The 26,353-nt window shown below is 49.8% G+C and carries 24 protein-coding genes; 12 read left to right on the top strand and 12 right to left on the bottom strand.

All coding sequences use genetic code 11. The features are described from left to right. Positions 1 to 27 precede the first annotated feature (27 nt). From BLW68_RS09110 to BLW68_RS09095, 4 genes are all read right to left on the bottom strand, one after another. Positions 28 to 603: a hypothetical protein gene (locus BLW68_RS09110; protein ID WP_092792520.1), complete on the bottom strand. Its 576-nt coding sequence runs from the start codon at positions 601 to 603 to the stop codon at positions 28 to 30. Beyond that, positions 600 to 1,526: a hypothetical protein gene (locus tag BLW68_RS09105; protein WP_092792518.1), complete on the bottom strand. Its 927-nt coding sequence runs from the start codon at positions 1,524 to 1,526 to the stop codon at positions 600 to 602. Before BLW68_RS09105 ends, BLW68_RS09110 begins: the two co-directional genes overlap by 4 nt. Before the next feature lie 181 nt (positions 1,527 to 1,707). Next, positions 1,708 to 1,953 (bottom strand): Rho-binding antiterminator, encoded by a 246-nt coding sequence (locus tag BLW68_RS09100; protein WP_092792516.1) that lies wholly within the window; start codon positions 1,951 to 1,953, stop codon positions 1,708 to 1,710. An 11-nt stretch (positions 1,954 to 1,964) separates the two neighbouring features. Next, positions 1,965 to 2,696 carry a PepSY domain-containing protein gene (locus BLW68_RS09095; protein WP_092792514.1) on the bottom strand — a complete coding sequence of 244 codons (732 nt, stop codon included), beginning with the start codon at positions 2,694 to 2,696 and terminating at the stop codon, positions 1,965 to 1,967. Between the two features lie 131 nt (positions 2,697 to 2,827). Here BLW68_RS09095 and glsB point away from each other — a divergent pair, with 131 nt between their 5' ends. Together glsB and BLW68_RS09085 are read left to right on the top strand one after the other, a co-directional pair. After that, the gene (gene glsB, locus BLW68_RS09090) at positions 2,828 to 3,760 is read left to right on the top strand and encodes a glutaminase B (protein WP_245728305.1); all 933 of its coding nucleotides are present in this window, start codon (positions 2,828 to 2,830) and stop codon (positions 3,758 to 3,760) included. Positions 3,761 to 4,014: 254 nt separating this feature from the next. After that, positions 4,015 to 5,295: an ADP-ribosylglycohydrolase family protein gene (locus BLW68_RS09085; RefSeq protein WP_218141339.1), complete on the top strand. Its 1,281-nt coding sequence runs from the start codon at positions 4,015 to 4,017 to the stop codon at positions 5,293 to 5,295. A gap of 13 nt (positions 5,296 to 5,308) precedes the next feature. Here BLW68_RS09085 and BLW68_RS09080 read toward each other — a convergent pair whose 3' ends face one another. Further along, a complete protein-coding gene (locus tag BLW68_RS09080) occupies positions 5,309 to 5,554 on the bottom strand; it encodes a Rho-binding antiterminator (protein ID WP_092792652.1) in 246 nt (81 codons plus the stop codon). An 87-nt stretch (positions 5,555 to 5,641) separates the two neighbouring features. Here BLW68_RS09080 and BLW68_RS09075 point away from each other — a divergent pair, with 87 nt between their 5' ends. Then, entirely contained in the window at positions 5,642 to 6,871 is a 1,230-nt protein-coding gene (locus BLW68_RS09075) for a hypothetical protein (RefSeq protein WP_092792508.1), read from the top strand. A gap of 25 nt (positions 6,872 to 6,896) precedes the next feature. On the opposite strand, the gene BLW68_RS09070 is transcribed toward BLW68_RS09075, so the two are convergent. Continuing rightward, the gene (locus tag BLW68_RS09070; protein WP_092792651.1) at positions 6,897 to 7,589 is read right to left on the bottom strand and encodes a hypothetical protein; all 693 of its coding nucleotides are present in this window, start codon (positions 7,587 to 7,589) and stop codon (positions 6,897 to 6,899) included. A 243-nt stretch (positions 7,590 to 7,832) separates the two neighbouring features. On the opposite strand from BLW68_RS09070, the gene BLW68_RS09065 reads away from it, so the two are divergent. Continuing rightward, entirely contained in the window at positions 7,833 to 8,420 is a 588-nt protein-coding gene (locus tag BLW68_RS09065) for a YqaA family protein (RefSeq protein ID WP_092792506.1), read from the top strand. Positions 8,421 to 8,438: 18 nt separating this feature from the next. On the opposite strand, the gene BLW68_RS09060 is transcribed toward BLW68_RS09065, so the two are convergent. From BLW68_RS09060 to BLW68_RS09050, 3 genes are all read right to left on the bottom strand, one after another. Beyond that, entirely contained in the window at positions 8,439 to 8,948 is a 510-nt protein-coding gene (locus BLW68_RS09060) for a M48 metallopeptidase family protein (RefSeq protein WP_092792504.1), read from the bottom strand. 85 nt (positions 8,949 to 9,033) lie between these two features. After that, the gene (locus BLW68_RS09055) at positions 9,034 to 9,483 is read right to left on the bottom strand and encodes a hypothetical protein (RefSeq protein WP_092792502.1); all 450 of its coding nucleotides are present in this window, start codon (positions 9,481 to 9,483) and stop codon (positions 9,034 to 9,036) included. Between the two features lie 139 nt (positions 9,484 to 9,622). Beyond that, positions 9,623 to 10,138, bottom strand: coding sequence for an aldolase/citrate lyase/malate synthase family protein (locus BLW68_RS09050; RefSeq protein WP_143039938.1), 516 nt, complete (start codon positions 10,136 to 10,138; stop codon positions 9,623 to 9,625). Between the two features lie 263 nt (positions 10,139 to 10,401). Between BLW68_RS09050 and BLW68_RS09045 the strand changes: the two genes are divergently transcribed. Then, entirely contained in the window at positions 10,402 to 11,904 is a 1,503-nt protein-coding gene (locus BLW68_RS09045) for a DUF3612 domain-containing protein (RefSeq protein WP_092792500.1), read from the top strand. A 129-nt stretch (positions 11,905 to 12,033) separates the two neighbouring features. Here BLW68_RS09045 and BLW68_RS09040 read toward each other — a convergent pair whose 3' ends face one another. The 3 genes from BLW68_RS09040 to BLW68_RS09030 are packed head-to-tail and all read right to left on the bottom strand — an operon-like array spanning position 12,034 to position 14,536. Next, positions 12,034 to 12,528: a GDYXXLXY domain-containing protein gene (locus tag BLW68_RS09040; protein WP_092792498.1), complete on the bottom strand. Its 495-nt coding sequence runs from the start codon at positions 12,526 to 12,528 to the stop codon at positions 12,034 to 12,036. Continuing rightward, positions 12,525 to 13,565 (bottom strand): DUF4401 domain-containing protein, encoded by a 1,041-nt coding sequence (locus tag BLW68_RS09035; RefSeq protein ID WP_092792496.1) that lies wholly within the window; start codon positions 13,563 to 13,565, stop codon positions 12,525 to 12,527. Before BLW68_RS09035 ends, BLW68_RS09040 begins: the two co-directional genes overlap by 4 nt. Beyond that, positions 13,562 to 14,536, bottom strand: coding sequence for a DUF2157 domain-containing protein (locus BLW68_RS09030; RefSeq protein WP_092792494.1), 975 nt, complete (start codon positions 14,534 to 14,536; stop codon positions 13,562 to 13,564). Before BLW68_RS09030 ends, BLW68_RS09035 begins: the two co-directional genes overlap by 4 nt. Before the next feature lie 149 nt (positions 14,537 to 14,685). Between BLW68_RS09030 and BLW68_RS09025 the strand changes: the two genes are divergently transcribed. The 7 genes from BLW68_RS09025 to BLW68_RS08990 all read left to right on the top strand — a co-directional run bounded on the left by BLW68_RS09025 (position 14,686) and on the right by BLW68_RS08990 (position 26,274). Continuing rightward, positions 14,686 to 16,767 carry a M13 family metallopeptidase gene (locus BLW68_RS09025; protein WP_092792492.1) on the top strand — a complete coding sequence of 694 codons (2,082 nt, stop codon included), beginning with the start codon at positions 14,686 to 14,688 and terminating at the stop codon, positions 16,765 to 16,767. A 439-nt stretch (positions 16,768 to 17,206) separates the two neighbouring features. Beyond that, complete coding sequence (acnB, locus tag BLW68_RS09020; protein WP_092792490.1) at positions 17,207 to 19,804, top strand: bifunctional aconitate hydratase 2/2-methylisocitrate dehydratase; 2,598 nt, start codon at positions 17,207 to 17,209, stop codon at positions 19,802 to 19,804. Between the two features lie 264 nt (positions 19,805 to 20,068). Further along, entirely contained in the window at positions 20,069 to 20,458 is a 390-nt protein-coding gene (locus tag BLW68_RS09015; RefSeq protein WP_092792488.1) for a YacL family protein, read from the top strand. Positions 20,459 to 20,633: 175 nt separating this feature from the next. After that, on the top strand, positions 20,634 to 20,972 hold the full coding sequence (glnK, locus tag BLW68_RS09010) for a P-II family nitrogen regulator (protein ID WP_027672351.1): 339 nt from the start codon (positions 20,634 to 20,636) through the stop codon (positions 20,970 to 20,972). 12 nt (positions 20,973 to 20,984) lie between these two features. Then, on the top strand, positions 20,985 to 22,256 hold the full coding sequence (locus tag BLW68_RS09005) for an ammonium transporter (RefSeq protein WP_092792486.1): 1,272 nt from the start codon (positions 20,985 to 20,987) through the stop codon (positions 22,254 to 22,256). Between the two features lie 591 nt (positions 22,257 to 22,847). Then, positions 22,848 to 25,511 carry a TonB-dependent receptor gene (locus BLW68_RS08995; protein ID WP_092792482.1) on the top strand — a complete coding sequence of 888 codons (2,664 nt, stop codon included), beginning with the start codon at positions 22,848 to 22,850 and terminating at the stop codon, positions 25,509 to 25,511. A 55-nt stretch (positions 25,512 to 25,566) separates the two neighbouring features. Beyond that, positions 25,567 to 26,274: an SDR family NAD(P)-dependent oxidoreductase gene (locus tag BLW68_RS08990; protein WP_177172193.1), complete on the top strand. Its 708-nt coding sequence runs from the start codon at positions 25,567 to 25,569 to the stop codon at positions 26,272 to 26,274. Positions 26,275 to 26,353: the final 79 nt, after the last annotated feature.

The following is a 26,353-nucleotide window of genomic DNA, read 5'->3' as shown; positions in this document are numbered from 1 at the left end:
GCGAGTGGCCAGTATTTGCTTAACTGTTTAGCCTTGCTGCAATTTCGCCCGTGTTTGGCTTTGTTTTTGCTGTGCTTGCCAATACTGTTCTACCTGTCTGGTTTCCTCTGGCGTGCCTCGGCTGATAATGCGCCGGACATCGCTGTTGTAACACAAGGCTTCGTTTTGAACCCAGGCGGTGTAGGTTAAGCGGTTGGATAACAGTGTGCCGACGGGGCAGGGCAGGTAGCCTTTTTGTTGCGCTTGTTTATCCCACTTATTAGTAATGAGCATTTCGCCAAAAAACACACCGGCAAGGCTCAACAATACTGCTACGGTACAAAATCTGGTAAAAGCCGGTTTGAGCTGTTGTGCTTTATTGCCTGCGAATAACAGTAGCGTAAGGCCAGTAAACAATAAGGCAATAACAGCTATACCGGCGATTACACCCGGAATATAACCGGAAGAATAACTTAGCACTATTAGCTGTTGGCCACTTTTTAACTGCTCTCGCTGGCCGCTCCAATCGCTTTGCAATATCCAAAACAAGCCCAGCGCAAAGAGGCAGCAAAATATAGATATACCTGCGCCAAACAGAACGGCTTTGGGTTTATTGATGTTCATCGTAGTACTGGAATTCCGTTAAATCTGCGTAAAATGCTTGATAAGTGGCTTCGCAACACGCCTGTCAATTGGCGTCTTACAGCGCGGCCTGCTTCAGATATAACGTAGTAGACACCGTCACTGATGTCTTTTTTGGTGTCATGTTCAATGCGGTTGAGATGGTTAATAATGGCTTGAGTGACACCATATTTGTTATCCAACCAGTTGAGTGCGAACCCAATACCAATACCGACTAAAATAGCTGCTGCCAAGGGAAATATCGCAATACTTGCGCCTGTTATTGCGACAAGGCCTGCAGAAACCACCATGCCTGCAGCATAACCTGCTGCACTGGCAATGGCAGCTTTTACTATGTCGGTTGATATAGACGCTATCCAGTTAGTCCAACGGAATTCGTCTTTGAAGATCCAGTCAACGGTATTAAGAGTTGCAGAGAATATAACGGAAATTAACACGCCTCCTTTGGCAGAGGCGCGCATAGCTTGGCCACCTATCCCTAACTGCATTACTTTACTATTGTTTGCAAGATAGCGTGTTCCGGTCAAAATCTGACGTAGGCCGGCGCGACCTTTAAATACGATATACTTTTTGCCGTTTTGAGTTTGAAAATAGTACTGACCCAGAATACTGCCAGAGCGTTTCATTTCTACTGCCAGCACACTGAGTACTTTGGCATCTGAGCCTGCAGCTACGACTGTAGCGCCATAGTTTTTGCCAAACTGCATGAGGTATTCATCTAATGGCATGCCAATAAGTTGCTGAAATTTGGTGGCAATTTGCTGCTGATTTCCACCTTTACTTTTTTGCTCGGCAATCCATAGCTCTACCAGTTCACGTTCATCCTGTACAAAAATATCGTACTGATTGTTTTTAAAAGCTGTTTCCAGCTCTGCCCGACTTAAATGTGGATAATTCTGAGGCATTTCGGATCTTCCTTGAGATGGGGTGTTATTATTTTGTTATTTAAGCATCTCGATTTGGGTCCTGCAAGTGAAATATTGGTTTCGAGCGATGAGCTGCGGCGTCGGGTTTTGCCTTTTACCTTATCGCGCTTTTGCGATGCGGAATAAACATATCAGATAATCAGCTACTGCGAACCAAAGCTTACTTAACCCGCACCTGCTGCAAATGTGGGTTGGCAACCATCACTTCAAGCTGCGCAATATCATCCAGTACCACCAGCTGTTCGCTATCGTTTTGCTTAATTACCAAGCACTCTTGCCGCTGGTCGTTATAGCGGGTGGTTTCGGCTGTACCAGTAAGCACAGCACCCGAGCTTAGTGTCAGCTGTAGCGGGTAATGGTACAGGCAGACAATTTCAATATAATCATGCAAGTCGCACTTGAGCATAACGCCTCCGTCTAACCGGGCTGAACATTGCCTGGTGTTAGTTGATGCCGTCTGGGCCGGTAGCGCTGCCACAGCAGCAGAATGCCGGTTAGTGTAAACAGTAAAGATGCCGCGGCGGTGCTGATAAGCAGCGGGTTGTTAAAGTTGCTGCGCTCGTCGTAATCCATAATATGCAGCATCCAGAAAAAATCGAACAACCGCCAGCCATCTGTACGCACTCTGAGCACCGAGCCGGTAGCCGGGTCGAGATAAAAAATGCTGTTGTCGCTGTCGGCAAACTGCAATTGCCATAGTGGCACTGGTAAGTGTCGTACCTCTGCCGGGGCTTGTTGTAGCAGCGTTATCCGGCGAAGCGTGCCATTACCCCGGTATTGCGCTTGCGCCAGTGCGGTGATGTCCTGCTCAGATATTGCCGTTAATAACGTGCCGTCAACAGCGCTGTATCGAAAGCGCTGGCCGGCATCGTCTACCAGATATACCGGCTCAGCATTAAGCTGGTTATCGCTTAGTGTCAGCTGTTGGCTCAGACTAATAATGGCCTGTTTGCTGTGGTGTGCCAACACGCCGGCCGGATTAACGCTGGCATGATGCCACAGCGTATCAGGCTGAGCGTGTAAATGTTCGCCCCGCACTCGTTCTATCGGCAAAACAGCCATTACCAGGCCGCTTAAAAACCACAGCAGTATTTGTACTACCAACAGTAAACCCAGCCAGTTGTGCAGACGACGGCACCATTTCAGCATCAGACGTTATTCACTAAAGCAAAAAATGCTATATCAACAGAAATTCAGCGCTAATGCAAAGCGGCAAAATGCCCCGGTTACTGTGCTGCTGTGGCATACTGCCGGCATAGATAATAGTGCAGGAGGCAGCCTTGCCGATAACGAACACCACCGATCTTAGTGCCTTGTTGCAGCAAATGTTAGCGCAGAGCCAACCCTTGTACAGCACCGGTAAAGTGGCCGATTACATTCCGGCGCTGGCGCAAGTGGCGCCGCAGCAAGCCGCGGTGGCGGTGGCCACGCTGGATGGCCGGCTGCATAGCGCCGGTGCGGCACAACAAAGCTTTTCGTTGCAAAGTATTTCTAAGATCTTTGGCCTGGTAATGGCAATGAATCGCTTGGGTGATGAGCTGTGGCAGCGGGTAAATATGGAGCCTTCCGGCCAGCCGTTTAATTCTATAGTGCAGTTGGAGTGGGAGCAGGGGATACCCCGCAACCCGATGATTAATGCCGGCGCCATTGTGGTGGCTGATGTTCTGGTTAGCCATTACTCGGCCAGCAAAAGTGCGTTTTTAACTTTTTTACGCCGTTTAGCCGGGGAAGAAGCGCTTTACGCCGACCAGCAGGTGTATTTGTCTGAACTTGAGCACGGCAACCGCAACGCGGCTATGGCGTATCTGATGAAAAGTTTCGGTAATATTGAAGCGGACGTGCCGCAAGTGTTGGAGCATTATTTTCACCAATGTGCCGCCGCAATCAGCTGCGAGCAACTGGCACGTTCGCTGTTGTTTTTAGCCAACCGCGGTGTGCAGCCAAGCACTAACGAACAAATTTGCAGCCGGCGTGATGCTCACCGTATTAATGCCATTTTATCTACCAGTGGCATGTATGATCAGTCTGGTGAGTTTGCCTTTAAAGTGGGCTTACCAGCTAAAAGTGGTGTAGGCGGCGCCATTGTGGCGATAGTGCCGCAATTTGGTGTGATAACCGCCTGGAGCCCGCCACTGAACAACTATGGTAACTCGGTGGTGGCCATGCAGTTAATTCAACAGCTGGCCGACGAGCTGGGGTTGTCGTTGTTTTAATGTAGCCGGGCCATATCTTCGGCGCTTGATGCACTGCCGACCATTGGCTACTGGTCAGTGAATAATCTTGACGTAAGTTGCAAGTTATTGCATAACATTGATTAATGTTAGCGCTTACATTTAGAGGCTTTATGCGGTTTTCTCGTTGCCAAATATCCCTAATTCTATTGATGTTGGTTACGCCTGCTGTTTCAGCTGCACAACCTGTACCTGCAGCAGATGTTTGCAGTCAGGCCCCGGCTGGGACAAACCTGATGCTAAAGCAAGATTATGCCGATAAAGTTCATGGTTTCTGGCTTGGCATGAGTATTGGTAACTGGACTGGTCTGGTAACTGAAATGGATAAAATTGGTGGCGAGGGGCCAGCCGGCGTTTTTTATACCCGCCATGATTGGCAAACAAAGGATCAACCCAGCATTTGGGGTCAGGGTATTCCCAGCCAGTTATCGGAGACGATTGATTGGGTGGTGGCAGGTGAAGATGAAGTTTGGGGATCGGATGATGACAGTGATATTGAATATATCTATCTGCAGTTAATGCACGACGCAAAGCAACCTTTGCTAAGTGCAGAGCAAATTCGCAGCGGTTGGTTAGCGCATATTTATACAGACGCAAACACCCCGTTTAAAACAGCTGAAGGTAAGCCAGAGAATTTTTTATGGGTGTCAAATCAGCAAGCGTTTGATTTAATGCAGCAAGATATTTTACCGCCTTATACCGGTATGCCCGCTTATAACCCGCACTACGACATGATCGATGCGCAGCTGACTACCGAGCTGTTTGGTATTTTGGCGCCTTTTCGCCCGGATATCGCATCGGCGCTGGCCTATTTACCCATACGTACAACAGCCTATGGTGAAGCGGCAGACATTGCCAATTTTTATGTGGTGCTGCACGCGCTGGCAGCGGGTATTGATAGCAATAAGCAGATACAACCGCAGATCATACACATTGCGAAACAAGCCCGGGCAGCATTACCGCCAAACCAGTACCCGGCAAAGATGTTTGATTTCGTCTTGTCGCTATATCAGTCAGGTATACCCTGGGAAGAGGCCAGGGACAAGCTGTATCAGCGTTATCAGCTGCAGGAAGAGGATGGCTATGAGATAAGCCGTAAAAAGTTGTATTGCAACGGTTGTTTTGCGGCAGGCATAAACTTTGCGGCCAGTCTGGTCAGTTTGTTTTACGGCGAGGGTGATATGCAGGAAACCATTAAAATAGCTGTGCTTGCCGGGTGGGATTCAGATAACCCAGCGGCAACGTGGGGTGGGCTTTTTGGTTTTATTCTCGGTAAAAATGGCGTAGAACAGGCTTTTGGCAGGCGCTTTTCGTCGAAATTTAATATTCATCGTACACGTAAGGGGTTTGCCAATAATGGCATTGATGATTTTGACAATATGGCAAAGACAGCAACAGCGATTGTTGATCAGGTGGTAATACAACAGATGGCACCAAAAGGTGTCGAAAAAATGCCTGCGAGTGCGCAATGCTGGCATATTCCAGCCTTTGTACAGCCTGCTGTTAGTGCGTTGTAATACAAACAATAAGCTATTTAAACCGGACTTGCTGCAAATGTGGGTTGGCTACCGTTACCTCTAGCAGCGCAATATCATCAAGAACCACCAGCTGCTCGCTAGCGTTTTGCTTAATTACCAAGCATTCCTGCCGCTGGTCGTTATAGCGGGTGGTTACGGCAGTGCCGGTAAGCACAGCACCCGAGCTTAGTGTCAGCTGTAGCGGGTAATGGTACAGGCAAACAATTTCAATATAATCGTGCAAGTCGCACTTAAGCATAAAGCCTCCCGGGCAGTTAGCATTTTGGTTCATAACCGGTTAAGTCCATACTACATATACTGCACAACTTTTTATTATGGAAGAGCTATGTTTTACACTCGCAGTATCTGCTTTGGTATAACCCTGCTACTCACCGCGACGTCCTTGCAGGCCAGCAACGGCTGGCATGGCCCTGAGCCATTTCGGCTGGAACGGTTAGAGAGCCGCCAGTTTGATTACAATATAGAAAGTTTTTTGCAACGGCTTAGTTTTACTGAGCAGCCAATACAAACCGCCAGCCCTTTATGGCAGCAAAATGGCTGGTATGGTAGCGGCGGCAGCAGCAGAGGCAAAGAGTTCTATGTGCATTCGCTGATGCAGCAAAAACTCAGCTTTGATGCGCCGGTGTTTGCCGGCTTCAGGCATAAACGCTCAGAAGATCTGGATGGCCGCTATGACAGAACCCTGTTCGGCGTTGGTTATCAGGCTGATCAGCAGTGGGAATTGGGTGTATGGGGCGATGTAAGTGGTGCCAAAGAGGAGATGGATCTGCAGTTTGAAACCCACCGCGCTTATGATGACGGCAGTTATGCCACCGCTGCGGTAGTGCTGGCTGATGTATTTTATAATAGTAAAACCTACAGCGATAACCGCTATGAGCAAACCCCGGTAACGCTTTATCTGGCCGGGGCTAAGACCATAGGCAGACAACAGCTTGCCGCCTTTGCTAATGTTAATTTAACGACGCGTTTTAACGACCAACAGGCGCAGCAATTATTTACCGACAAACAATACTCCGCCGGTGTGAACTGGCAGCAGGAATTGCTACAAGGTGCCCGGGTGCTGGTGCAGGCTCAGGGGCTGTATGGCCGGCGTAGTGCCAGTACTTTGCTAACTGCCCCCCAGCCGACAGACTGGTTGCTGGTAAGACGATTTCAGCAATTAAATGCCGAATGGCAGCAGGCACCCGCGGCAGACTCGCTTAGCTTTGGTTTACAGGCAAACCGTTTAACCGAGCAAGACAGCCGGGCCAGCCCGGAGCGCACTGCGGCGGAATATCGGCGCGAAGCTTTTGCTTATGTCAGAACTGAACGGCCAATCAGCGAAAACTGGCTATGGCGTCCTACGCTATATACCGGTTATGCCAACGTGCGTAGCGAACTACGCCGCCATAGTGATGAACCGCTTAAAGACAATGGTTGGCTTGCAAAAATAAGCCCAAATGTAGTGTGGCAGCTAAGTGAATTAACCGGCGCTTATCTGACAATTAACCCTACTGTTAAACTGCACAATTTACAGTTTGGTGGCGGCAATGTGCAGGTATTCGTGCCGTTTTAAAGCAGGCTGTTTAGCCTGTTAATGATTAACGCGGCCCAATACGTAGTTCCAGCTCCTGATAATACAGCCGGGTTAGGCCTTCATAGCCTGAGTCTGTGCCGATAAACACCCAGATAGTGCCATCGGCGTTACTGGTAAACTGCAGCGGTGTATTGCCGCCACCGCTAACGGTTTTGCTGGCAAAGTTTTGGCCGTCGCAACTTATACCAGGGGCGGCAACGTTGCCGATGACACGGGCTTGGGTACCGTCCTGGCTTTGGTTGCCTTTATCGGCATTTAAATAGTAACCGGCTTGCTTCGGCTCTGTAGCGGCGTAACCAAACTTTAAGTATACCGACTCACCCGGTGCACCGCCGACCCCCATGCAATCTGCGCCGGCATTGGTTAAAAAGCGCACTGAAACCGATAGCTGATAACGGGTGGAGGGCTGTAACCCGGTTATCTGCTTTTTAATGTACATAAACAAATCGTCGCTGCGGTTCATGCCGGCCAGATACAAGCCTTTGCCGGAAAAGCCTGTCGGCAGGTCACGCATGCCGCTTTCAAGCTGATAAATATCGGCGTTGTCGCGGGGGTAGTCAGAAAAGCCCGGCTGCCACTGGTGAGCGTCATGGCGAAAATCATAATAATGTTCCGGCAAGGTGCCGTATTCAATATCGCAGCCGGTTAGTAGCAACAGGCTGCCAGCGAGCAGGGGGAAGGTGCTAATTTTCATCATGCTATTTCTCAGCAGTGGTTTAGCTAAGATGTTAGCGCCCATACAGAGTACTAAGTGTAATTGATTGCAACCAAATTGAAGCTAAGTGTTAAGTGTTATAACGTGCAGGTAAGAAATACCTGCACGTTGGCCGCGCCACAGTTTAGCCGCGATCATGCTTAGGGTTGTACTAGGTTATGTTGTCTGCGTTGCCACCTGTTTCTACCATATGTAAAAAACTGGCTTATAAGGATTTTTAACACGATGCTCGATTCTAAAGAATTATCGGCCCAAACCTGGCTGGACCGCCTGGACCGGTCTGCCTATGCGTTACCGCTGTTATTTGTGCTGTCGATGATGGAAACGCTGGTGATACCGATACCGATAGAGGCCATTTTAATTCCATGGATGCTAAGCCAGAAACGGCGGCGCTGGAGCATTGCCAGTGTGGCACTGGCTGGCAATATCACTGCGGCAGCGCTGGGATATTGGCTGGGTGCGCTGGCGATGGAGCAATGGGGTGATACCTTGATCAGCCTGTTTGGCGGGGCACAGGCTTATGACAGCTTTGCCGAGGAAATACATAATAACGGCTTTATGTCGGTATTGGCGGTAGGCGTAACGCCTACGCCTCTGCAAATTGCAATGCTGGCTGCCGGTGCTACAGGCTATTCATTCCTGCTGTTTTTACTTGCAGTTACGCTGTCGCGCTCGGTAAGGTATTTTGGCCTGGTGCTACTGGTGAATGTTGCCGGTGACGCAGCACTAAAGCTGTGGAAGCGCTATTCACGGCAGATTGGCGCGGTTTTACTGGTGCTGGCTGGTGTCTGGCTGTGGTTTTTATTCAAATAAACTGTATGGCCGCCAGGCTTATACGCTGCTTTCACCGCGCTGTTCAAATAAGGTGAGGTACAGGCGTAAATCCAGCTCCAACTGGTGATAGTCTGGCTGCATATGCTGGCAAAGTTTATAAAAGGCTTTGTTGTGGTCTTTTTCGCGTAAGTGCGCCAACTCGTGTACCACTACCATTTGCAGCAGCGGTAGTGGTAGCTGCTTGAGTAACGCCGCTACCCTGATCTCATTTTTGCTTTTAAGTTTGCCGCCCTGCACCCGGCTAATTTGGGTATGGGTACCCAGAGCGTTATTAATAATATGAATTTTGGGATCAAATATTACTTTGCTAACCGGTTCGCTGCTGCGCAGCCATTGCCGTTTTAGCTCCTGGGTAAATTCGTACAGGGCTTTGTCGGTTTGCACGCTGTGGCTTTGGTTCGGGTAGCGGCGCTGCAGGGTGTTACCTAACTGGTCTTCTGCCAGCAATTGCCGTACCTGCTGTTGTAGTGTGTCGGGATAATGGCGCAGGTAAATCAAATCTTGCATCGTTAAAGCTCAATTATTGCGTGTTGGGTTTATTGGCATCACTTGCTTTACGTCATGGGCTGCAGTGTAGCTAAGTTATGCAGTGTTACAACATCAGCGATAAAGCAGTTTGTATTTGTTCATCGCTTAGATCTTGCTGCTGCATAGCTTTATTCAGGCTCTGTTGAGCGCTGCCAAGGGCGCTGTTCAGCATGCTCAGCTCAGTTTGCAATAGTTTCAGTTTTTCCCGCTGTTGTTCGGATTGCTGCCCATCCTGTTTAGCTTTATCTATTTCGGCCTGCTTATCGGCAATTTGCTGCTTAAGATCGCGAATAGTTTTTAATATCTGCTTAATAGTATCCGGCAGGTTGCTGTCATCAATATCTTTATTTTGCTCTGCTTGTTTGGCTTTGGTTTTGCCCAGCTCTGACAAGCTGACATAAGCACCCGGCATAGTGTTGTTATTGCTAGCTGTGCCGGTGGCAGCGGCTGCAGTTTGTTCCGGCAGGTTCAGTTTTAGGCTAACAGTCTGGGGTTGCAGAGTATTAATTTGCATAAAAGGCAGGCGGCTTAACGTATTGGTGCCCCTGTATCGGCTGCTGCCCGGAAAACTTTAATGAAAATAACAACACACTTCGGCGATCTTGTTAATCATCGCCGAAGTGTTATGTATTGGCGCGATCTTAAAACTCCATTTATACCAGTGAATATGGCTGGCCGTCTTTGCAGGTAAACTGCTTATTACCTTTGTGGGCGCAGCTAACCTGGCGGCCGGTTACCATGCTAAACCAGACGCAATCCGGCTCAGAGGTTTGCAGCTGAATGTCGTCAATGCTGGCTTTATCCTGACTGCCGTTAATGCCGCTACGGTTTAAAATAAGCTCGACGTGGCGGCCGTTATTGTTCAGCACGATAGAGCAGGGCGCTTCACGGTGGCCGCTTAACGCAACAAACTGTGCCGGGGTTTGCAAACCGCTGGTGCTGCCGTCGGCAAAAAATGCCAGCAACTGCTGGTAGTACACTACGTAACTGCATACATCTTTATGCGAGCCTTGCTGCAGTGGAAAGGTTTTGTCTAAAAAGCCTTTGGAGTAATCCATTACCTGTTTGACATGGCGCTGGTTCAGCTCGTTAATCACGCTTAGTTCAGTCGCCATCCAGGCGGTATGGCTTGGTGATGGAGTGCTGTGGTGTTGGGCCAGTGTAGTCATAATGTCATCCTCGTCTCTTGTCAGCTCTTGTTGCCGGTAATTGTGTAAAGCTTTGGTCCGCAATTCCTGCTGTGCTCGCCACAGCAACTCGCTGCCGCTTACGCGTTCGCTCAGACACTCTGTGGCTGCGCTATCAGGATTCCGGACCGTCACCTCTGTCGCGTTTGTCAGAACGCGGACCAGTTGCTATCGGTTAAAAACTAGTCTAGGCTAAAAATCAGCATAATTTCACAATAAAAATTTTACAGTGTGAATTTTACAAAATGAAAGCAAACAAAAGCCTGCTCAGAAAGTCGCATTTTCTCGGAACCAAGATCAGAAATCTGAGAAAACGCAATAACTTAACTATGGAAGATTTGTCCACCCGCTGTATCCGGGTGAACGCGGAACAGGCGCCCTCGGTGTCTTACCTGTCAATGATTGAACGCGGTAAGCGGGTGCCCGGCATTGAAATGCTTGAAGTGATAGCCGAAGTATTTCAAAAAGACATCGACTGGTTTCTTGATGGTGAAGACGACGGCCAGGATTTAACGCCACAAAAAGGCAGCCGTGGCGGGATCAGTGGTATGGCGCTGGAGCCGGGCTTTTTGTTTTCCAACGATATTTTACAAATTGCCATTCCGGAGATGCTGTCGCAAACTGGTACCAGTGGCAAACAATTTGCCCAGTTGCTGATCCGTGCGCATCAGGAGCATCATCAAAACCATTTCCCCGAGCTGGAGCGTGCGGCCGAAGACGTTGGCCAAAAACGGATGCCGCTTGGCGTGGACGAATTGCTGGCGATTGTAAAACAGCTTGGGCTGCAAATAAGCTGGTATGACGAAACACCTAAAGAGTTGCTGGATGAGCTGGGCGTATTGTCAAAAAATGTCTCTACGTCGTTTTTTACCCCGCCCAATACCTTGCACTTAAACAGCTTGCTACAACAATTTCCTACGCGGTTAAAGTATGAGCTGGCAGTGCATATTGGCCATGCCGTGCTGCACAACAAAGATGGCGTGAAAAGCAGCATGACAGTGGGCGGCGCGCATGACGACGAGCTGTCCAGCTCTACCGCCGTGCAGCCGCAGGATATTTTGCATGCCTGGCGTGATTTTGAATCGAGCTTTTTTGCCGGTGCTTTACTTTGCCCTAAGTTACCGTTTCGCCAGTTGCTGGACCGTCACGGTTATGAGATCAGCACCCATCAGCAAGCCGGCGTATCGGCTTCAGTAGCTATGCGCCGTATGACGGCGGTATCGCCCTATACACATTGGCATTATTTTGATGCCTACACGCCGGGTAAACTTAAAGCGGTGTATCGTGGCAATGGTATACCGCTGCCGTGGGGCAATATGCGGCAGGTAGAAGACCCCTGCCAGCACTGGGCAGTGTTTCGGATGTTTGATGTTGAAGGCGTAGCCAGCAGCGCGCAGTTGTCGTTGCTGGATGTAAACGGTGCACCGCGTATTTACTGTTGCGAGTCAACTAAAGTAAGCGATTTGGCAGGTAATACGCATGTGTTGTGTGCCGGTATTGATTTAAACCCGGCTTTGCTGGCACAAGGCGTTGATGCCGATACGATGGCGGCTGAGTTAAAACAGCTGTGCGTTGGCAGCAGCGGAGGTGCTAAGGTACCGAAAGGTATTCAAACCGCGCTGACCAGTGTGGCGAATATTCTGAATATTAATTGGGTGGCACGCAGCTTACAAAAGCCGGTGCAGCTTATTTGCGCCCGCGGTAACAGCTGCCCGCGCAGTCCGGGCTGTTATCAGTGCAAAGGTTAAAAAGTCTGAAGCACGTCGAACCGGTTTACCCACACCAACACGCCGTAAATACGTCCCTGTAGGCTCGATTCGACCGTCCTGGTCTGCAACGGTTGGCTTAGGGTAATCCGGTTCTCGCTTAGTGTAGGTTCAGCGGTTATTTTCTCTCAATAACTGCAAATTTTCATCCAATAGGCCTACCAGCAGCGCCTTGCCGCTGGCATCTACCCGAAACTGGCCATAAGGTGCTTGTTCATACAGTGCGCCTGTACCTTCAGCAAAAAAGAACGCATTAGGGCCAACACTGATAATACCGTCGCGCCAGCGCAGCAATACTGCAACCAGCTGTGGGTCTTGCGGCAGGTTATTACTCAGGCTGTGCAAACTGGCCCGTTGTTCGGCATCGATACTTAACCAGGCGTATTTATATTGCGCGGCATCTTCGGGTAATTCGCGGTCAATGGCGTAGGCCAGTGCCATATAATCGCCCTGCATAATTGAGCGTGGGTCCAGCGGTGCCAGCGCAATATTGACCACCCGGCCGGTGTTTAATGTTTGCTCAAACTGCCAGATAGCAAAACCTGCTGCGGCAAGAATGAGTAGCAAAGCGGCCGCAATAGCCCGGCGTTGTAGTGTAATGCTCATACAAGTCTCCGCTGATAGCGCTGCAACAATAACCAGGCTGCCAGCAGCGTTACACCGCTAAGGGCTAAAATACCGGATTTATGTAATAAATTAAGCTCTAAACTGTAGTAAAACTGGCTGATGGCCAACAGCATGCTAAGCAGACATAACGCATACCAGTTTCTGCTGCAGCCATAAAAACACGCCAGCATCAGTGCTGTGCTCACCAGTAAACCGGATGCAGGGTACAGCAAAATACATAGCACCACGGCGATAGTAAGCAGTGCCAGACGGCTGGGTACTGTTGCCAGCCGGCTTAGCCAAAATACGGTTGAAATTAATAATACACTGCCAAGTGCGCTATACAGGGCTCGGGCCATATCCAGCCTGTTGTCCAGCCAGTAACCGGTGTCCAGCCACAATAAGCATTGGCCGAACAACGTTAGTGCCAGCGCTGCCAAAGTTATCACTTCCAGCAGGCTTTTAATGGTAGCTGCCTGAGCAAAGCCGGCCCATTTTAGCCGACTGCACCATAACAGTGCGGCGACAATAGCCAGCAGGCTGCTGACAACCGCAAGCAGCGGGGCGGAACTTACCAGCGATAACAGACATAACAACGCTATGCTAAGGCTGGCGCGCTGATGCAGTTGGTTTAACGGGCTTAACAGCAGCAAGATGGCGATCACCGCACAGGCATAGCGCGCGGTTTCATCGTTTGAACCCGACACATCATAGATAACGTATACCAGCAACCCCTGGCCGGCCAGCGCAATGGCCACCGCCATTTGCTGTAAAAACTCTTGCTTGCGGGTTGTCAGCCAGATTGCTGCAGCCAGCAATGCAACGGCGGCCACAGTGCGCACCGGGTTATTATCGGCCAGTGCCAGTAACGGGCCTAAAAAAGAGCCGATGATCAGAACAGACGCAATCCAGGCGGCAATGCCAAGCAAAATCTGCAGCCACCAGGGGCTGGCTGCTGTCTGTAATTGCTGCGCTTTAGCGGCATCAATAATACCGGTGTGCTGCAGTTGGGTACTCAGTGCCGTATGGTTGCTCATGTTGTTTTCCCTACTACGGTTTGTTGGAGCTTTTTCAGCCAGATAACAGCAGCAACGCTGCTGCCAATCACAAACAGTGCTAACAAGTTCATGGCAAAAAAGTCATCAGCATGTTCCAGCAGGCTTGCCAGCATTGAGGTTGCCACGGTAATTGCGCTAAAGGCCAGTAAAGCCAGGATCAGCACATCACGGCGCTGGCGCCAGTACCACAGCGTCAGCACGGCGGTGAGTGGCAGATACACCAGCAAGTTAGGCTGATAGCTGTTGTCCCAGGTGCCGATACCTGCACCGTACGTTAACGGGGCTATTAGTATCAGCGCTGCAAGACGAACCAGCGTTTGATTGGCTTTAACCCCTAGCCGGGGCAGGGCAAATTCGGCAAATGCCAGTATTACCAGATTGGCCAGCGCCAGATTGAGTATCATTGGCGGGCTTGCCAGCAGCCAGAAAAACTCAGACTGAGTGCTCAGATAGCGGCCAAGCGCAAGTTCCAGCACCACAAACCAGAGTAAATAACAGGCCCGGCTTTTAGATAGCAGCACCAGCGGCGTAATAAGCGCAGCCCAACCGGCAAATAGCTGCCAGATATCTGCACCGGTTTGATAAGTCTGGCCAATCAATGCCAGTAAGGCACCTGTCAGTATGGCAGCAGCTAATAACGCCGCACGCTGCACCAGGCTGGCAGGTACGCTGCGTATAGCAATAACGCCTGATAGCGCCAGCGCACCGGCGGCCAGGGCAAACTTAGTAAAGTAATGCATAAACGGCCAGTTATGCGCGAGGAAAAAAATTAGCGCCGCGCCCAGCAGTACCACAGTGCCAAATAACAAAATAAGGTTAGCTTGTGCCAGCCACAGGCCTGTAGCTGGCTGCAGCGGAAACTGGCCGCTGGCCTGCTGCAACTGTTCAGCGCTAAGCTGACGCTGCTCGCGCCATTGCAGGAGTTGGTTAGCGTGTTGCAATTTGTCCATGCTGTTGTTCTCTCAGATGGTTTATTGGCTAGCATCATAGCGTTTTTATAACTTGTTACAACTTCGTAGCAGCGGCGGTTTGGCATCAGTTATACAACGGAGTAGTATAAAGCGGCGTAATAATAAGTAACCCCATCAGGATAACAACAATGAAGAAACTTACTTTAGCCGCCGCCTCTGTGGCGCTGGCGCTTGGCCTTACGGCGTGTAACAAACAGGACTCTACTCAAACCCAAACTCAAATCCCGGCTGCGGCAGTTGTTGAAGCTAAAACAGCGCTGGTATCGGGCATTGATCAGCAATATTTTGACCCGGCGGTAAAATTCAGTGAAGACTTCTTCCTGGCCATTAACGGCAAATGGCTGGCTGAAACGCCGATCCCTGCCGATAAAGCCTCTTACGGCTCCTTCCACATTCTGAACGACAATTCACAGCAGGCAGTTAAGGCCATTATTGATGAAGTGTCGGCCCGTAGCGATTTAAAAGCCGGCTCTGATGAGCAGAAGCTGGGCAGTTTCTACAACAGCTTTATGGATGAAGCCACTATTGAAAAACTGGGTTTAAGCCCGCTGGCACCGCAACTGGATGCTATTAAAGCCGTTAGCGACAAGGCGCAACTGGCGCCGTTATTTGCCAGCTTGCAGCGCGATGGTGTGGCCATTCCGTTTGGCTGGTATGTTAATAACGACGCAAAAAACTCTTCCGAGTATGCGGTATATCTGGGCCAGGGCGGTTTAGGCCTGCCAGACCGTGACTACTATTTTAAAGATGATGCAGCCTCAGTAAATATTATTAACCAGTACAAAGTGTACTTAACCGACATGTTTACCCTGGCAGGCAACACCGATGCTGCAGCGGCAGCAGAGCGGGTTTACGCGCTGGAAAAAGCGCTGGCAGAGCACCACTGGACCCGGCTGGAAAGCCGTAATGCCGACAAAACCTATAACAAAATGTCTGTCACTGAGCTTAACAGCAGCATGGGCAGCTTTGATTGGGCTGCGTTTGCCAATGGCGCTAAGTTAAGCACGGTTACAGATATTATTGTCAGCCAGCCGTCGTACTTTGAAGGTTTTAGCAAAGTGCTGGCAGACACTGATCTGCAAAGCTGGCAGGATTATTTAAGCATCAAAGCCATTAATGGCTATGCCGATAAATTAAGCAGTAACTTTGCCGAGCGCAAGTTTGCCTTTTTCGGCACTACCTTAAGTGGCATTGAGCAACAGCAACCACGCTGGAAACGCGCGGTAGATGCCTCGGATCAGGTGTTGGGCGAGCTGACCGGTAAGCTGTATGTAGAGCGCCACTTTAAACCTGAAGCCAAAGCGCGGATGGAACAACTGGTTGCTAACCTGATTAAAGCTTACGAAATATCCATTAAAGAACTGGAATGGATGACCGAAGAAACCAAAGTTGCCGCGCTGGAAAAACTCAGCACCTTTACGCCAAAAATTGGTTACCCGGATAAGTGGAAAGATTACTCAGCGCTGGAAATTAAAGCAGATGATTTAGTCGGTAACTTTATGCGCGCCAGCCACTGGGCGTATGACGATATGATTAACAAGCTGGGCAAGCCCATTGACAAAGGCGAGTGGTTTATGACACCGCAAACGGTAAATGCCTATTACAACCCGGTAAACAACGAAATTGTGTTCCCGGCCGCTATTTTGCAACCGCCATTCTTTAATATGGAGGCTGATGACGCGGTGAACTACGGTGGTATTGGCGGCGTTATCGGCCATGAAATAGGCCACGGTTTTGACGATCAGGGCGCTAAATACGATGGTAACGGCAATTTACGTAACTGGTGGACAGAGCAGGACAAAGGCCAGTTCCAGGCGCGTGGTGCTAAGTTAATTGGCCAGTACAACCGTTTTGAGCCATTACCGGGCGTTAATGTAAACGGTGCTGTGGCACTGGGTGAAAATATTGGTGACTTAGGCGGGATGACAGTCGCGTTAAAAGCTTACCATTTGTCACTGGAAGGCAAAGAGGCTCCGGTAATGGATGGCTTTACCGGCGACCAGCGTTTCTTTATCAGTTGGGCGCAGGTTTGGCGTACTAAGTTTCGTGAAGAAGCCTTGCGCCGTCAGTTAAGCACCGGGCCACATTCGCCGGCGCATTACCGGGTTATTGGTGTACTGCCGAATATTCCGCAGTTTTATACTGCCTTTGATATTAAAGAAGGCGATAAGATGTATTTACCGCCAGAACAGCGCGTTAAGATCTGGTAACAAATCTCTGCTACACTGCACAGGCTGAGTAGGTGACTGCTCAGCTTTTTTGTTTTTTTGATGTAGTGTTTGGCTTGAGCGCGCCGGTTGCAATTCCCGCTCTGGCTCGCCACAGAACTATGTCGGTCTATCCTGCCCGACACCAGAGGCCAGCTGAAGCTGTTCAAATTCGTTCCTGACGAATTTGTCGCCCACTCAGACACTCTGTGGCGCCCAGTTCGGGATTCCAACCTCTGGCATAGATAGTGAGGTCTGACCACTATAATAAAGAATATATAACATCCGGTTTTATATTCACAGAATTTATACCCACTATAAGTAGGGTGGTTAACGGCCTGATGTCAATCTGGCCCGAATTTTCATATAATTACGCCCATTCATTTCAGTGAAATGACGCCGCAGTAGCAAGACTGCCGGCAACGACCATGAGGATCATACTGTGCTACAACAATATCGCGAACATGTGGCCGAGCGCGCAGCGCAAGGTATCCCGCCAAAACCGCTCAATGCAGAGCAGGTAGCCGCCTTAGTTGAACTGTTAAAGAACCCGCCAAAAGGTGAAGAAGACACCTTAGTTGATTTACTGGTAAACCGTGTACCACCGGGCGTAGACGAAGCCGCTTATGTTAAAGCCGGCTTTTTAGCAGCCCTGGCCAACGGCGAAGCGTCAAGCAGCCTGATCAGCGCCGAATATGCTACAGAGCTGCTGGGCACCATGATGGGCGGCTACAATATTCAGCCGTTAATCAGCCTGCTGGATAACGAAAAGTTAGCCCCGATTGCCGCTAAAGCGCTGTCGCACACTTTACTGATTTTCGATGCCTTCCATGATGTCACCGAGAAAGCCGATGCCGGTAATGTGCATGCTAAGCAAGTGGTGCAAAGCTGGGCTGATGCCGAGTGGTTTGAAGCCAAGCCAGCCTTAGCGGAAAAAATTACTGTTACCGTATTTAAAGTGTCTGGCGAAACCAACACTGATGACTTATCACCGGCACCGGATGCCTGGTCACGGCCGGATATTCCGCTGCATGCCTTAGCCATGCTGAAAAACGCCCGTGAAGGCATTAACCCGGATCAGCCGGGTACGGTTGGCCCGATTAAGCAATTAGACGAGCTGAATAAAAAAGGCTTCCCACTGGCTTATGTTGGAGACGTTGTAGGTACAGGTTCATCACGTAAATCCGCCACTAACTCAGTGCTGTGGTTTATGGGTGATGATATCCCGTTCGTACCAAACAAGCGCGGCGGTGGTTTTGTGCTGGGTGGCAAAATTGCTCCAATCTTCTTTAACACTATGGAAGACTCAGGCGCACTGCCGATTGAAGTTGATGTGTCTAAGCTGGAAATGGGCGATGTGATCGACATTCTGCCATTTGCAGGCAAAATTGTCCGTCATGGCACTGATGAAGTGCTGGCAGAATTCAGCCTTGCAACTGACGTATTAATTGACGAAGTACGTGCCGGTGGCCGTATTCCACTGATCATCGGCCGTGGTTTAACCGACCGCGCGCGTGAATTTTTAGGCTTTGGTCACTCTGATAAATTCCGTCGTCCGCAAGCTAAAGCCGATTCAGGCAAAGGCTTTACGCTGGCGCAGAAAATGGTGGGTAAAGCTTGTGGCGTAAAAGGTGTACGCCCTGGCACTTACTGTGAACCACGTATGACTACAGTAGGCTCGCAGGATACTACCGGCCCGATGACGCGTGATGAGTTAAAAGACTTAGCGTGTTTAGGCTTCTCTGCCGATTTAACCATGCAGTCGTTCTGCCACACTGCTGCTTATCCGAAGCCGGTTGACGTAGATACGCACCACACACTGCCAGACTTTATTATGAACCGTGGCGGTGTATCACTGCGCCCGGGTGATGGTATTATCCACAGCTGGTTAAACCGTATGTTACTGCCGGACACCGTAGGTACCGGTGGCGACTCGCACACCCGTTTCCCGATTGGTATTTCCTTCCCGGCCGGTTCTGGCTTAGTAGCTTTTGCTGCTGCTACCGGTGTAATGCCACTGGATATGCCGGAATCAGTACTGGTGCGCTTTAAAGGCGAAATGCAGCCAGGTATTACGCTGCGTGACTTAGTGCATGCCATTCCGTACGTAGCCATTCAAAAAGGCTTGTTGACCGTCGATAAGAAAGGCAAGAAGAACATCTTCTCTGGCCGTATTCTGGAAATCGAAGGTTTACCAAACTTAACCGTAGAGCAGGCATTTGAACTGTCTGATGCGTCTGCCGAGCGTTCAGCTGCCGGTTGTACCATCAAGCTGTCAGATGCATCTATTGCTGAGTACCTGGAATCAAACATTGTGATGCTTAAATGGATGATTTCTGAAGGCTACGGCGATGTACGCACTATCGAGCGTCGTATTCAGGCGATGCAGGCCTGGCTGAAAGATCCACAGCTGATGTCGGCCGATGCTGATGCTGAGTACAGCGAAATTATCGAAATTGACCTGGCTGACATTAAAGAGCCGGTACTGTGTGCACCAAACGATCCGGATGATGCGCGCTTACTGTCTGATGTGGCTGGCGACAAGATCGACGAAGTGTTTATCGGTTCTTGTATGACCAACATCGGCCACTTCCGTGCCGCCGGTAAGCTGCTGGATAAATACAAAGGCCAGCTGCCAACCCGTTTATGGATTGCGCCGCCAACCAAGATGGACCAGGCACAGTTAACTGAAGAAGGCTATTACAGCATTTTCGGTAAAGTAGGTGCCCGCACTGAAATGCCAGGCTGTTCACTGTGTATGGGTAACCAGGCACGGGTTGCTGAAAATTCAACCGTAGTGTCTACCTCTACGCGTAACTTCCCGAACCGTTTAGGTCAGGGCGCCGACGTATACTTAGCTTCAGCCGAGCTGGCAGCAGTAGCCTCCATTATCGGTCGCTTGCCAACAGTAGCCGAGTATATGGAGTACGCGAAGCAAATTGATGCCACCGCGGCCGATACCTACCGTTACCTGAATTTCCACCGTATGCCGCAATACACCAAAAAAGCGGATAACGTGATTATTCAGCAAGCAGTGTAATAAGCGCTGCAATGCTAAAGGCCTGCCACTGCAGGCCTTTTTTCTGCTCGCTAATATGCAGCTAACAGCTACAATTTTATCAGCGACAGACTGATAGATTATTTGCGTGAGCAGGCTTGCACCACCCACTGGGCTCGCCACAGTAACTCGCTCCCGCTGGTGCGTCCGCTCAGACACCCTGTGTCGCCCCATTGGGGATACAAGCCTGCTAGGGTAAAGCGACGCAAATGACCATCAGCCTATTTCTTCGTATGGACAAAATGTATGGAATACGACTTTATCTACGATCGCAATACACTGCAGTTCAGTATAAAACTCTCAGTCGAGCATGAGGTATTAGGCCGCTTTTTGCTGGACGAATTTGGCCAACAGGCTGAAGCCTATACCGCCTTGTTGCAGCAACTTGGCACACTTAAGCCACACCAGAGTATGCAGTATCAGGGCAAAGAGTTTTTGCTGGAGGTGGAAAACGGCGAAGTTACCTTAAGCCATAACACGCTGTTTTACACCGGTACAGAGCAGTTGCCGCAGCGACAACAAGATAAACTGGCCGATGATGATTTACAGTTGGACGAGCAGGGCATGAGCACACAATGCGGACTGGAAGATTTACTAAAACTGCTGCGCGAATGGCAGCAATTTCTGGCTGGCTGAGCCTGCGCTGAAACTGCACAGCGACAGGGAAAAAACGCACCGTTCTGGTGCGTTTTTTTTCGCCCGCAATAGTGTTTTTAGTTTAACTTGTTGATATTTAATAATTAAATAAAATTGGCACAAGGTTTCCTTGTATAAGGTGCAATCGCCTTATAAAAGTAAAAAGGAAAACACCATGAAGCTTGTATGTGCCATCATCAAGCCGTTTAAACTGGACGATGTACGCGAAGCCATTGCTGACATTGGGGTAGAAGGTTTAACGGTAACAGAAGTAAAAGGTTTCGGCCGCCAGAAAGGGCACACCGAATTATATCGTGGTGCCGAGTATCAGGTCGACTTCCTGCCTAAGGTCAAACTGGAAATTGCTACGCTGGACGATCAGGTGGATCGCCTGATTGAAGCAATCCAGAAAGCCGCTTACACCGGCCGTATCGGCGACGGCAAAATTTTTGTTTATGACCTGGAGCAGGCAGTGCGTATTCGGACCGGCGAGTCTGACGCTGAAGCCATATAAGGAGCTGTTATCATGCAAGAGCAAATTTATCATTTACAGTATGCGATGGACACCTTTTACTTCCTGATGTGCGGGGTATTGGTAATGTGGATGGCGGCGGGCTTCTCTATGCTGGAAGCTGGCCTGGTACGGGCAAAAAACACTACTGAAATTCTGACTAAGAACGTGGCGTTGTATTCTATTGCCTGCATTATGTATCTGGTGTGCGGTTACGCCTTTATGTACGGCGGCGAGTTTTTCTTAAGCGGTATTGGCGCTGTTGATGTGGACGCCACGCTAACCAGCTTTGCTGAACGTGAAGATGGCTTCACTGGCGCAGCTGTGTACTCTACTGCCTCTGACTTTTTCTTTCAGGTAGTGTTTGTTGCTACTGCTATGTCAATTGTGTCCGGTGCTGTGGCTGAACGGATGAAACTGTGGGCTTTTTTGGCGTTTGCGGTAGTAATGACCGGTTTTATCTACCCAATGGAAGGTTCATGGACCTGGGGCGGTAATGCGGTATTTGGCTTATACACCTTAGGTGATTTGGGTTTCTCTGACTTTGCCGGTTCAGGCATAGTGCATATGGCTGGTGCTGCTGCCGCGCTTGCCGGGGTATTATTGCTGGGTGCGCGTAAAGGCAAATACAGCAAAGACGGTAAAGTAAATGCCATTCCGGGTGCCAATATGCCGCTGGCAACACTGGGTACTCTGGTGCTGTGGATGGGCTGGTTTGGTTTTAATGGTGGCTCGGTACTAAAACTGGGCGATATCAGCAACGCTAATGCGGTCGCCGTAGTATTTCTTAACACCAATGCTGCAGCTGCTGCAGGCGCTATAGCGGCGCTGGCTCTGTCGGTAGTGTTGTTCCGTAAAGCAGATTTAACCATGGCTTTAAACGGCGCTCTGGCAGGTTTAGTGGCTATCACTGCTGAGCCATCCACGCCAACTGCACTGCAGGCAACCTTATTCGGTGCTATTGGTGGCGTGTTGGTGGTGGCATCTATTATCGGCCTAGATAAGCTAAAAATTGATGATCCGGTAGGTGCGATCTCTGTGCACGGTACTGTAGGTATTTATGGCTTACTGTTAGTGCCGCTAACTAACAGTGACAGCAGTTTCACTGGCCAACTGATCGGCGCGGCTACCATTTTTGTCTGGGTATTCGGTTGCAGCCTGATTGTTTGGTATGTACTTAAACTGGTTTTGGGCATCCGCGTAAGCGAAGAAGCCGAGTATGAAGGCGTTGATGCCTCAGAGTGTGGAATTGAAGCCTACCCTGAGTTCGTTGCGTCGGTAAAGTAAGCAGCCTGGGAAGAGTTGGTGGAACTTCCCGGGAGCGAGTGAGCGATACGTTACCAACAGGTAGCGCTACCGCGAACTGAACGTCCCCACCAAACTACGTCTATCCTTGTCCTTTGTCTTTTTATCTGACACCCCGTGCTTTATAGCGCGGGGTTTTTTATTGGCATAAATTGCAGCTAATAAAAAAGCACTGCGTGCAATAGTTTTTATTGCCACTTTTAGCAACTGGTTTTTATTGCCGCTACGGCCTTATATTTTAAGGCGTTATTTTTACCCTATGCATGGTAAGCGTTTACCTGTTCGGCCGTGTTCTATGCCTGTTGGGACTGGCCGGTTTATTATGCAGTACATTTATTTTTATTTTATTCATGTATTTACGTTCATATCGCTGGGTTTTGCCGAAAATTTTATGGTAAACGTTTACCTTAAATGTTATAAAAAGCCCGCATCGCATCAGGTTGAGCAGGTTTCAGGTGATAAGTGCTCAGTGTAACCATGGGTTACACCAGGCTGGTTTTTTATCTCCTGCGTTATCAGCACTGGGCTGGCAACAGATAAAACAATAACAAGTTGTATCGACAGGGGTAGGAAATGACAGCAAAATTCAAATTAACCGTTATGGCTGTGGCTATAGCGCAGTGTCTGGCTATACAAAATGTTCAGGCGCAAACCGCAACAGAGCAGCAGGCCGCAGCACAAGCGCAAGTGGCTGAGCAGGATCAGGTAGAAACCATCGTGGTACGAGGCTTTGGTGCTACTTTAAGCAAATCTTTACAGCAGAAAAAATTCGCTGAATCCAGCGTTGAAATTATCTCTACCGACGATCTTGGCCAATTGCCCGATGTTACCATCGCTGATGCGCTGGCACGTTTACCCGGCGTGGCAGCAGAGCGTGATCGCGGTAATGCCAGCAGTTTATCTATCCGTGGCCTGGGCCCACGGCTGAACATTGCCACCATGAACGGGCGCGAAATAGTCAGTGCCGAGCCCAGCCGCGACGTGCGCTACGAGCAGTTTCCGGCCGAGTTAATCAACTCGGTTGAAGTGTATAAAAGCCCGATGGCCAACAATGTTGAAGGCGGTATTGCCGGCCTGGTTAATATGAATTTTGTCAGCCCGTTATCGCGCGACAAACGGCTGATTAGCCTCAGCGGCAACCTGATGCAGTACGATCTGGCTGATGATTTAAGCGGTGCTGACAGCAGCGGTAAAAAGGCGGCCTTTGCCTATGTGGATAAGTTAAGCGATAACTTTGGCGTAGTGTTTGGCGTGTCTTATCAGGATCAGCCGTCAGTTCAGCGCGGTACAGAATTTTATTCATACAACAACAACCCGGCCGAGCAGGGTGATATCAACGAAGATGGTATTACTGAAGCTGCACCCTGGGGCGGTAAAAGCGGTACTAAAGTAGGCAATATTGAACGCCTTGGTTTACTGACCATTCTGGAATGGGAACCCACCGACCGCTTAAACCTGAAATATGATTTGTTCTACTCGCAGTTTGATATAGAAGAGCGCGAAGATCAGTTCTGGTTTGACGGCTGGGGTAACTGGCAGGGCTCAAACAACTGGGGTTATCAGAATTCTGCCTCGGCACCGACCATTATTACTAAAGCCGATGGCTCACAGCAGCTAACCGGCGGCGGCATTTTATGGGGCGCGCATTCTGCCAATAACGCCACCTGGTTTCAGGAAAATGAGCTTATCAGTACCGGTTTAAAAACAGTATGGAGCGGCGACGTCTGGACCGTTTCTGCTGATGTTGGCTACTCTGAAGCCAGTATTAAATCGCGCTGGGTAAATATTACCTCTGATTATACCGGCCCGACGCCGCTGGATGTGCGTTGGAATAATACCGGCAAGCAATTACAAATTTGGGTGGACGACCATATCAGCCAACCGGAAAACTATATGATTTCCGGTATGAATGTCGATACCGACCGCGACCTAACCGATGAAATGGTCAGTTTAAAACTGGATTTTGAACGCAGTGTCGATTGGGGCGTGTTTGAAACATTGCTGGTTGGCGGCCGTGTTACCGATCGCGATAAAAACAACGATGTTATCAGCTGGTGGCAGCAGCCGCTTGCCGATCACGGCTTAAGTAATTACGGCTACAGCTATGCCATTGGCGGCGATTTTGTTTCGCCGGACTTATATGGTTTTAATAACTGGGATCAGGTAGCACAGCAGGGCTTTGGCGGTATTGACCATCGTAGCCAATACGAAAAAGGGCCGTTGGATTTAGCCGGTAGCTGGCGGGTAGAAGAAACCAACAGCGCTGCTTATGCCATGCTGAAAATGGTTGGCGAAATTGGCAGCATTCCTTACACCGGTAATGTTGGTCTGCGCTATGTACATACCTCTTCCACCTCTTCCGGTTATCAGTTAATGAATAGCACTGATTACTCACCGGTAACCGATGAGCACAGCTACAGCAAACTGCTGCCGTCGCTGAATATGGTGTTCTCTTTAACAGAAGAAGCACAGTTACGTCTGGGCTTGTCCCGCGCAATGTCGCGCCCGCCGTTAATTGAAATGCGCTCTGGTTTTGAGCTCAATACCCAGCAAGACGGTGTTAATACCGGCTCTGGTGGTAATGCTAAGTTAAATCCTTTTGTTGCCGATCAGCTGGATTTAGGCCTGGAATATTACTGGAACGAAGATACAGCAGCTGCGGTATCGGTGTTCTTTAAAGATCTAAGCAGCCACATTGGTGTTAGCGTAGAAAAAGTAACGGTAGATGGCACTGAATACGACTTTACCCGGCCGGTAAATGGCGACGGCGGTCAGATCCGTGGTTTTGAACTGATGTACCAGCAAGCCTTTAAAATGCTGCCGGGCTGGCTGGATGGTTTAGGTGTGTATGCAAACTACTCGTTTACCGACACCAATATTACTGAGTTTACTCCGGTAGCCAACCCGTTCCCGCTCGGTGGTTTATCCCGCCATGTTGGTAGCGCCACGCTGTGGTATTACCGCGCCGGTTTTGATGCCAAAGTGTCGTACAACTACCGCAGTGCCAATACCTCAGTTGGCAGTTGGGGCACCACTGAAATGACGCGCACCCGCGCTGAAAGCACGGTAGATGCCAGCATTTCTTACGAGTTTACCGAAAACTTTAAAGTGATGCTGCAGGCCCAGAACCTGACCAACGAGCTGTCGCTCAGTTACTTTGATAACGACCCAAGCCGCCCGGCGCATTACCGTGAGTGGGGCCGTCGTTACCTGTTGGGCTTCCAGCTAACCATGTAAAACCACCGGCCCGCTGCGTTATTACAGTGGGCCGGCTTCAGCGGATATTAGCATTATGGCTCAGCATATTTTAATTACCGGTGCTTCGTCCGGAATTGGCCGCGCTTTGGCCATTAAGCTGGCGGCGGCTGGTTACCGCCTTAGCTTATGTGGCCGCAGCAGCGACAAACTGGCACAAACGCAGGCATTGCTGGCGCAGGATGCACCGGTGTTTGCCCGAGCTTTTTGTTTAAACGGCCCGGATGCAGATAGGCAAGTAACCGCGTTTTGTGCTGCTGCAGAGGCCGAAAACGGCGCCGTGGATATGCTGATCAATTGCGCCGGGGCCAATACCGCACGCCATAGCGCAGCAGAGCCGCACTGGCAGGCACTGCAACAGATGATGCAGTTAAATTTTTATGCGCCGGTCAGTTTTATTGCGCAGCTGGTGCCGCAAATGCGGCTGCGCGGCAGTGGCGTAGTGTTAAACGTGCTGTCCACAGTATGTTTGTTTGCCAACGCTAACCTGGCGTCGTACAGCGCCAGTAAAACTGCGCTCGACAGCTACAGCAAGGTGCTGCGCAAAGAGCTGCATAACAGTGGCGTAAAAGTGCTGTCGCTGTATCCGGGCGGAGTTAATACCATGTTTCGCGCTAACGCTAACCCCGATTACTTATCGGCAGACGAGGTGGCCGATGCTGCCATCAGCATGTTGCTGACGGCGCCTAAGGTACACCTGCACGAGCTGGTAGTTCGGCCGCAAAGCGAGCAGAACTTTTGTTAGCTAAGTGCTTTTTTTACTTACAAGCTTTTGCCAGCCAAAGGCTTTTATCAGTAAACCAATTTCAGAAGGATACCAAGCG

The organism is Rheinheimera pacifica (assembly GCF_900108485.1).
GTDB lineage: Bacteria > Pseudomonadota > Gammaproteobacteria > Enterobacterales > Alteromonadaceae > Alishewanella > Alishewanella pacifica.
Note: the sequence above shows the minus strand (reverse complement) of the source record. Positions and strands in the feature narration are given on the sequence as shown.

Coding starts and splice junctions, on each gene's coding strand:
- BLW68_RS09075 (WP_092792508.1), top strand. CDS start 5,642: ATGTTTTACACTCGCAGTATCTGCTTTGGTATAACCCTGCTACTCACC.
- BLW68_RS09045 (WP_092792500.1), top strand. CDS start 10,402: ATGAAAGCAAACAAAAGCCTGCTCAGAAAGTCGCATTTTCTCGGAACC.
- BLW68_RS09050 (WP_143039938.1), bottom strand. CDS start 10,138: ATGACTACACTGGCCCAACACCACAGCACTCCATCACCAAGCCATACC.
- BLW68_RS09055 (WP_092792502.1), bottom strand. CDS start 9,483: ATGCAAATTAATACTCTGCAACCCCAGACTGTTAGCCTAAAACTGAAC.
- BLW68_RS09040 (WP_092792498.1), bottom strand. CDS start 12,528: ATGAGCATTACACTACAACGCCGGGCTATTGCGGCCGCTTTGCTACTC.
- BLW68_RS09035 (WP_092792496.1), bottom strand. CDS start 13,565: ATGAGCAACCATACGGCACTGAGTACCCAACTGCAGCACACCGGTATT.
- BLW68_RS09030 (WP_092792494.1), bottom strand. CDS start 14,536: ATGGACAAATTGCAACACGCTAACCAACTCCTGCAATGGCGCGAGCAG.
- BLW68_RS09110 (WP_092792520.1), bottom strand. CDS start 603: ATGAACATCAATAAACCCAAAGCCGTTCTGTTTGGCGCAGGTATATCT.
- BLW68_RS09095 (WP_092792514.1), bottom strand. CDS start 2,696: ATGCTGAAATGGTGCCGTCGTCTGCACAACTGGCTGGGTTTACTGTTG.
- BLW68_RS09085 (WP_218141339.1), top strand. CDS start 4,015: ATGCTAAAGCAAGATTATGCCGATAAAGTTCATGGTTTCTGGCTTGGC.
- BLW68_RS09025 (WP_092792492.1), top strand. CDS start 14,686: ATGAAGAAACTTACTTTAGCCGCCGCCTCTGTGGCGCTGGCGCTTGGC.
- BLW68_RS09065 (WP_092792506.1), top strand. CDS start 7,833: ATGCTCGATTCTAAAGAATTATCGGCCCAAACCTGGCTGGACCGCCTG.
- glnK (WP_027672351.1), top strand. CDS start 20,634: ATGAAGCTTGTATGTGCCATCATCAAGCCGTTTAAACTGGACGATGTA.
- BLW68_RS09105 (WP_092792518.1), bottom strand. CDS start 1,526: ATGCCTCAGAATTATCCACATTTAAGTCGGGCAGAGCTGGAAACAGCT.
- BLW68_RS09060 (WP_092792504.1), bottom strand. CDS start 8,948: ATGCAAGATTTGATTTACCTGCGCCATTATCCCGACACACTACAACAG.
- BLW68_RS09005 (WP_092792486.1), top strand. CDS start 20,985: ATGCAAGAGCAAATTTATCATTTACAGTATGCGATGGACACCTTTTAC.
- BLW68_RS08995 (WP_092792482.1), top strand. CDS start 22,848: ATGACAGCAAAATTCAAATTAACCGTTATGGCTGTGGCTATAGCGCAG.
- BLW68_RS09100 (WP_092792516.1), bottom strand. CDS start 1,953: ATGCTCAAGTGCGACTTGCATGATTATATTGAAATTGTCTGCCTGTAC.
- BLW68_RS09015 (WP_092792488.1), top strand. CDS start 20,069: ATGGAATACGACTTTATCTACGATCGCAATACACTGCAGTTCAGTATA.
- BLW68_RS09070 (WP_092792651.1), bottom strand. CDS start 7,589: ATGATGAAAATTAGCACCTTCCCCCTGCTCGCTGGCAGCCTGTTGCTA.
- BLW68_RS08990 (WP_177172193.1), top strand. CDS start 25,567: ATGGCTCAGCATATTTTAATTACCGGTGCTTCGTCCGGAATTGGCCGC.
- BLW68_RS09080 (WP_092792652.1), bottom strand. CDS start 5,554: ATGCTTAAGTGCGACTTGCACGATTATATTGAAATTGTTTGCCTGTAC.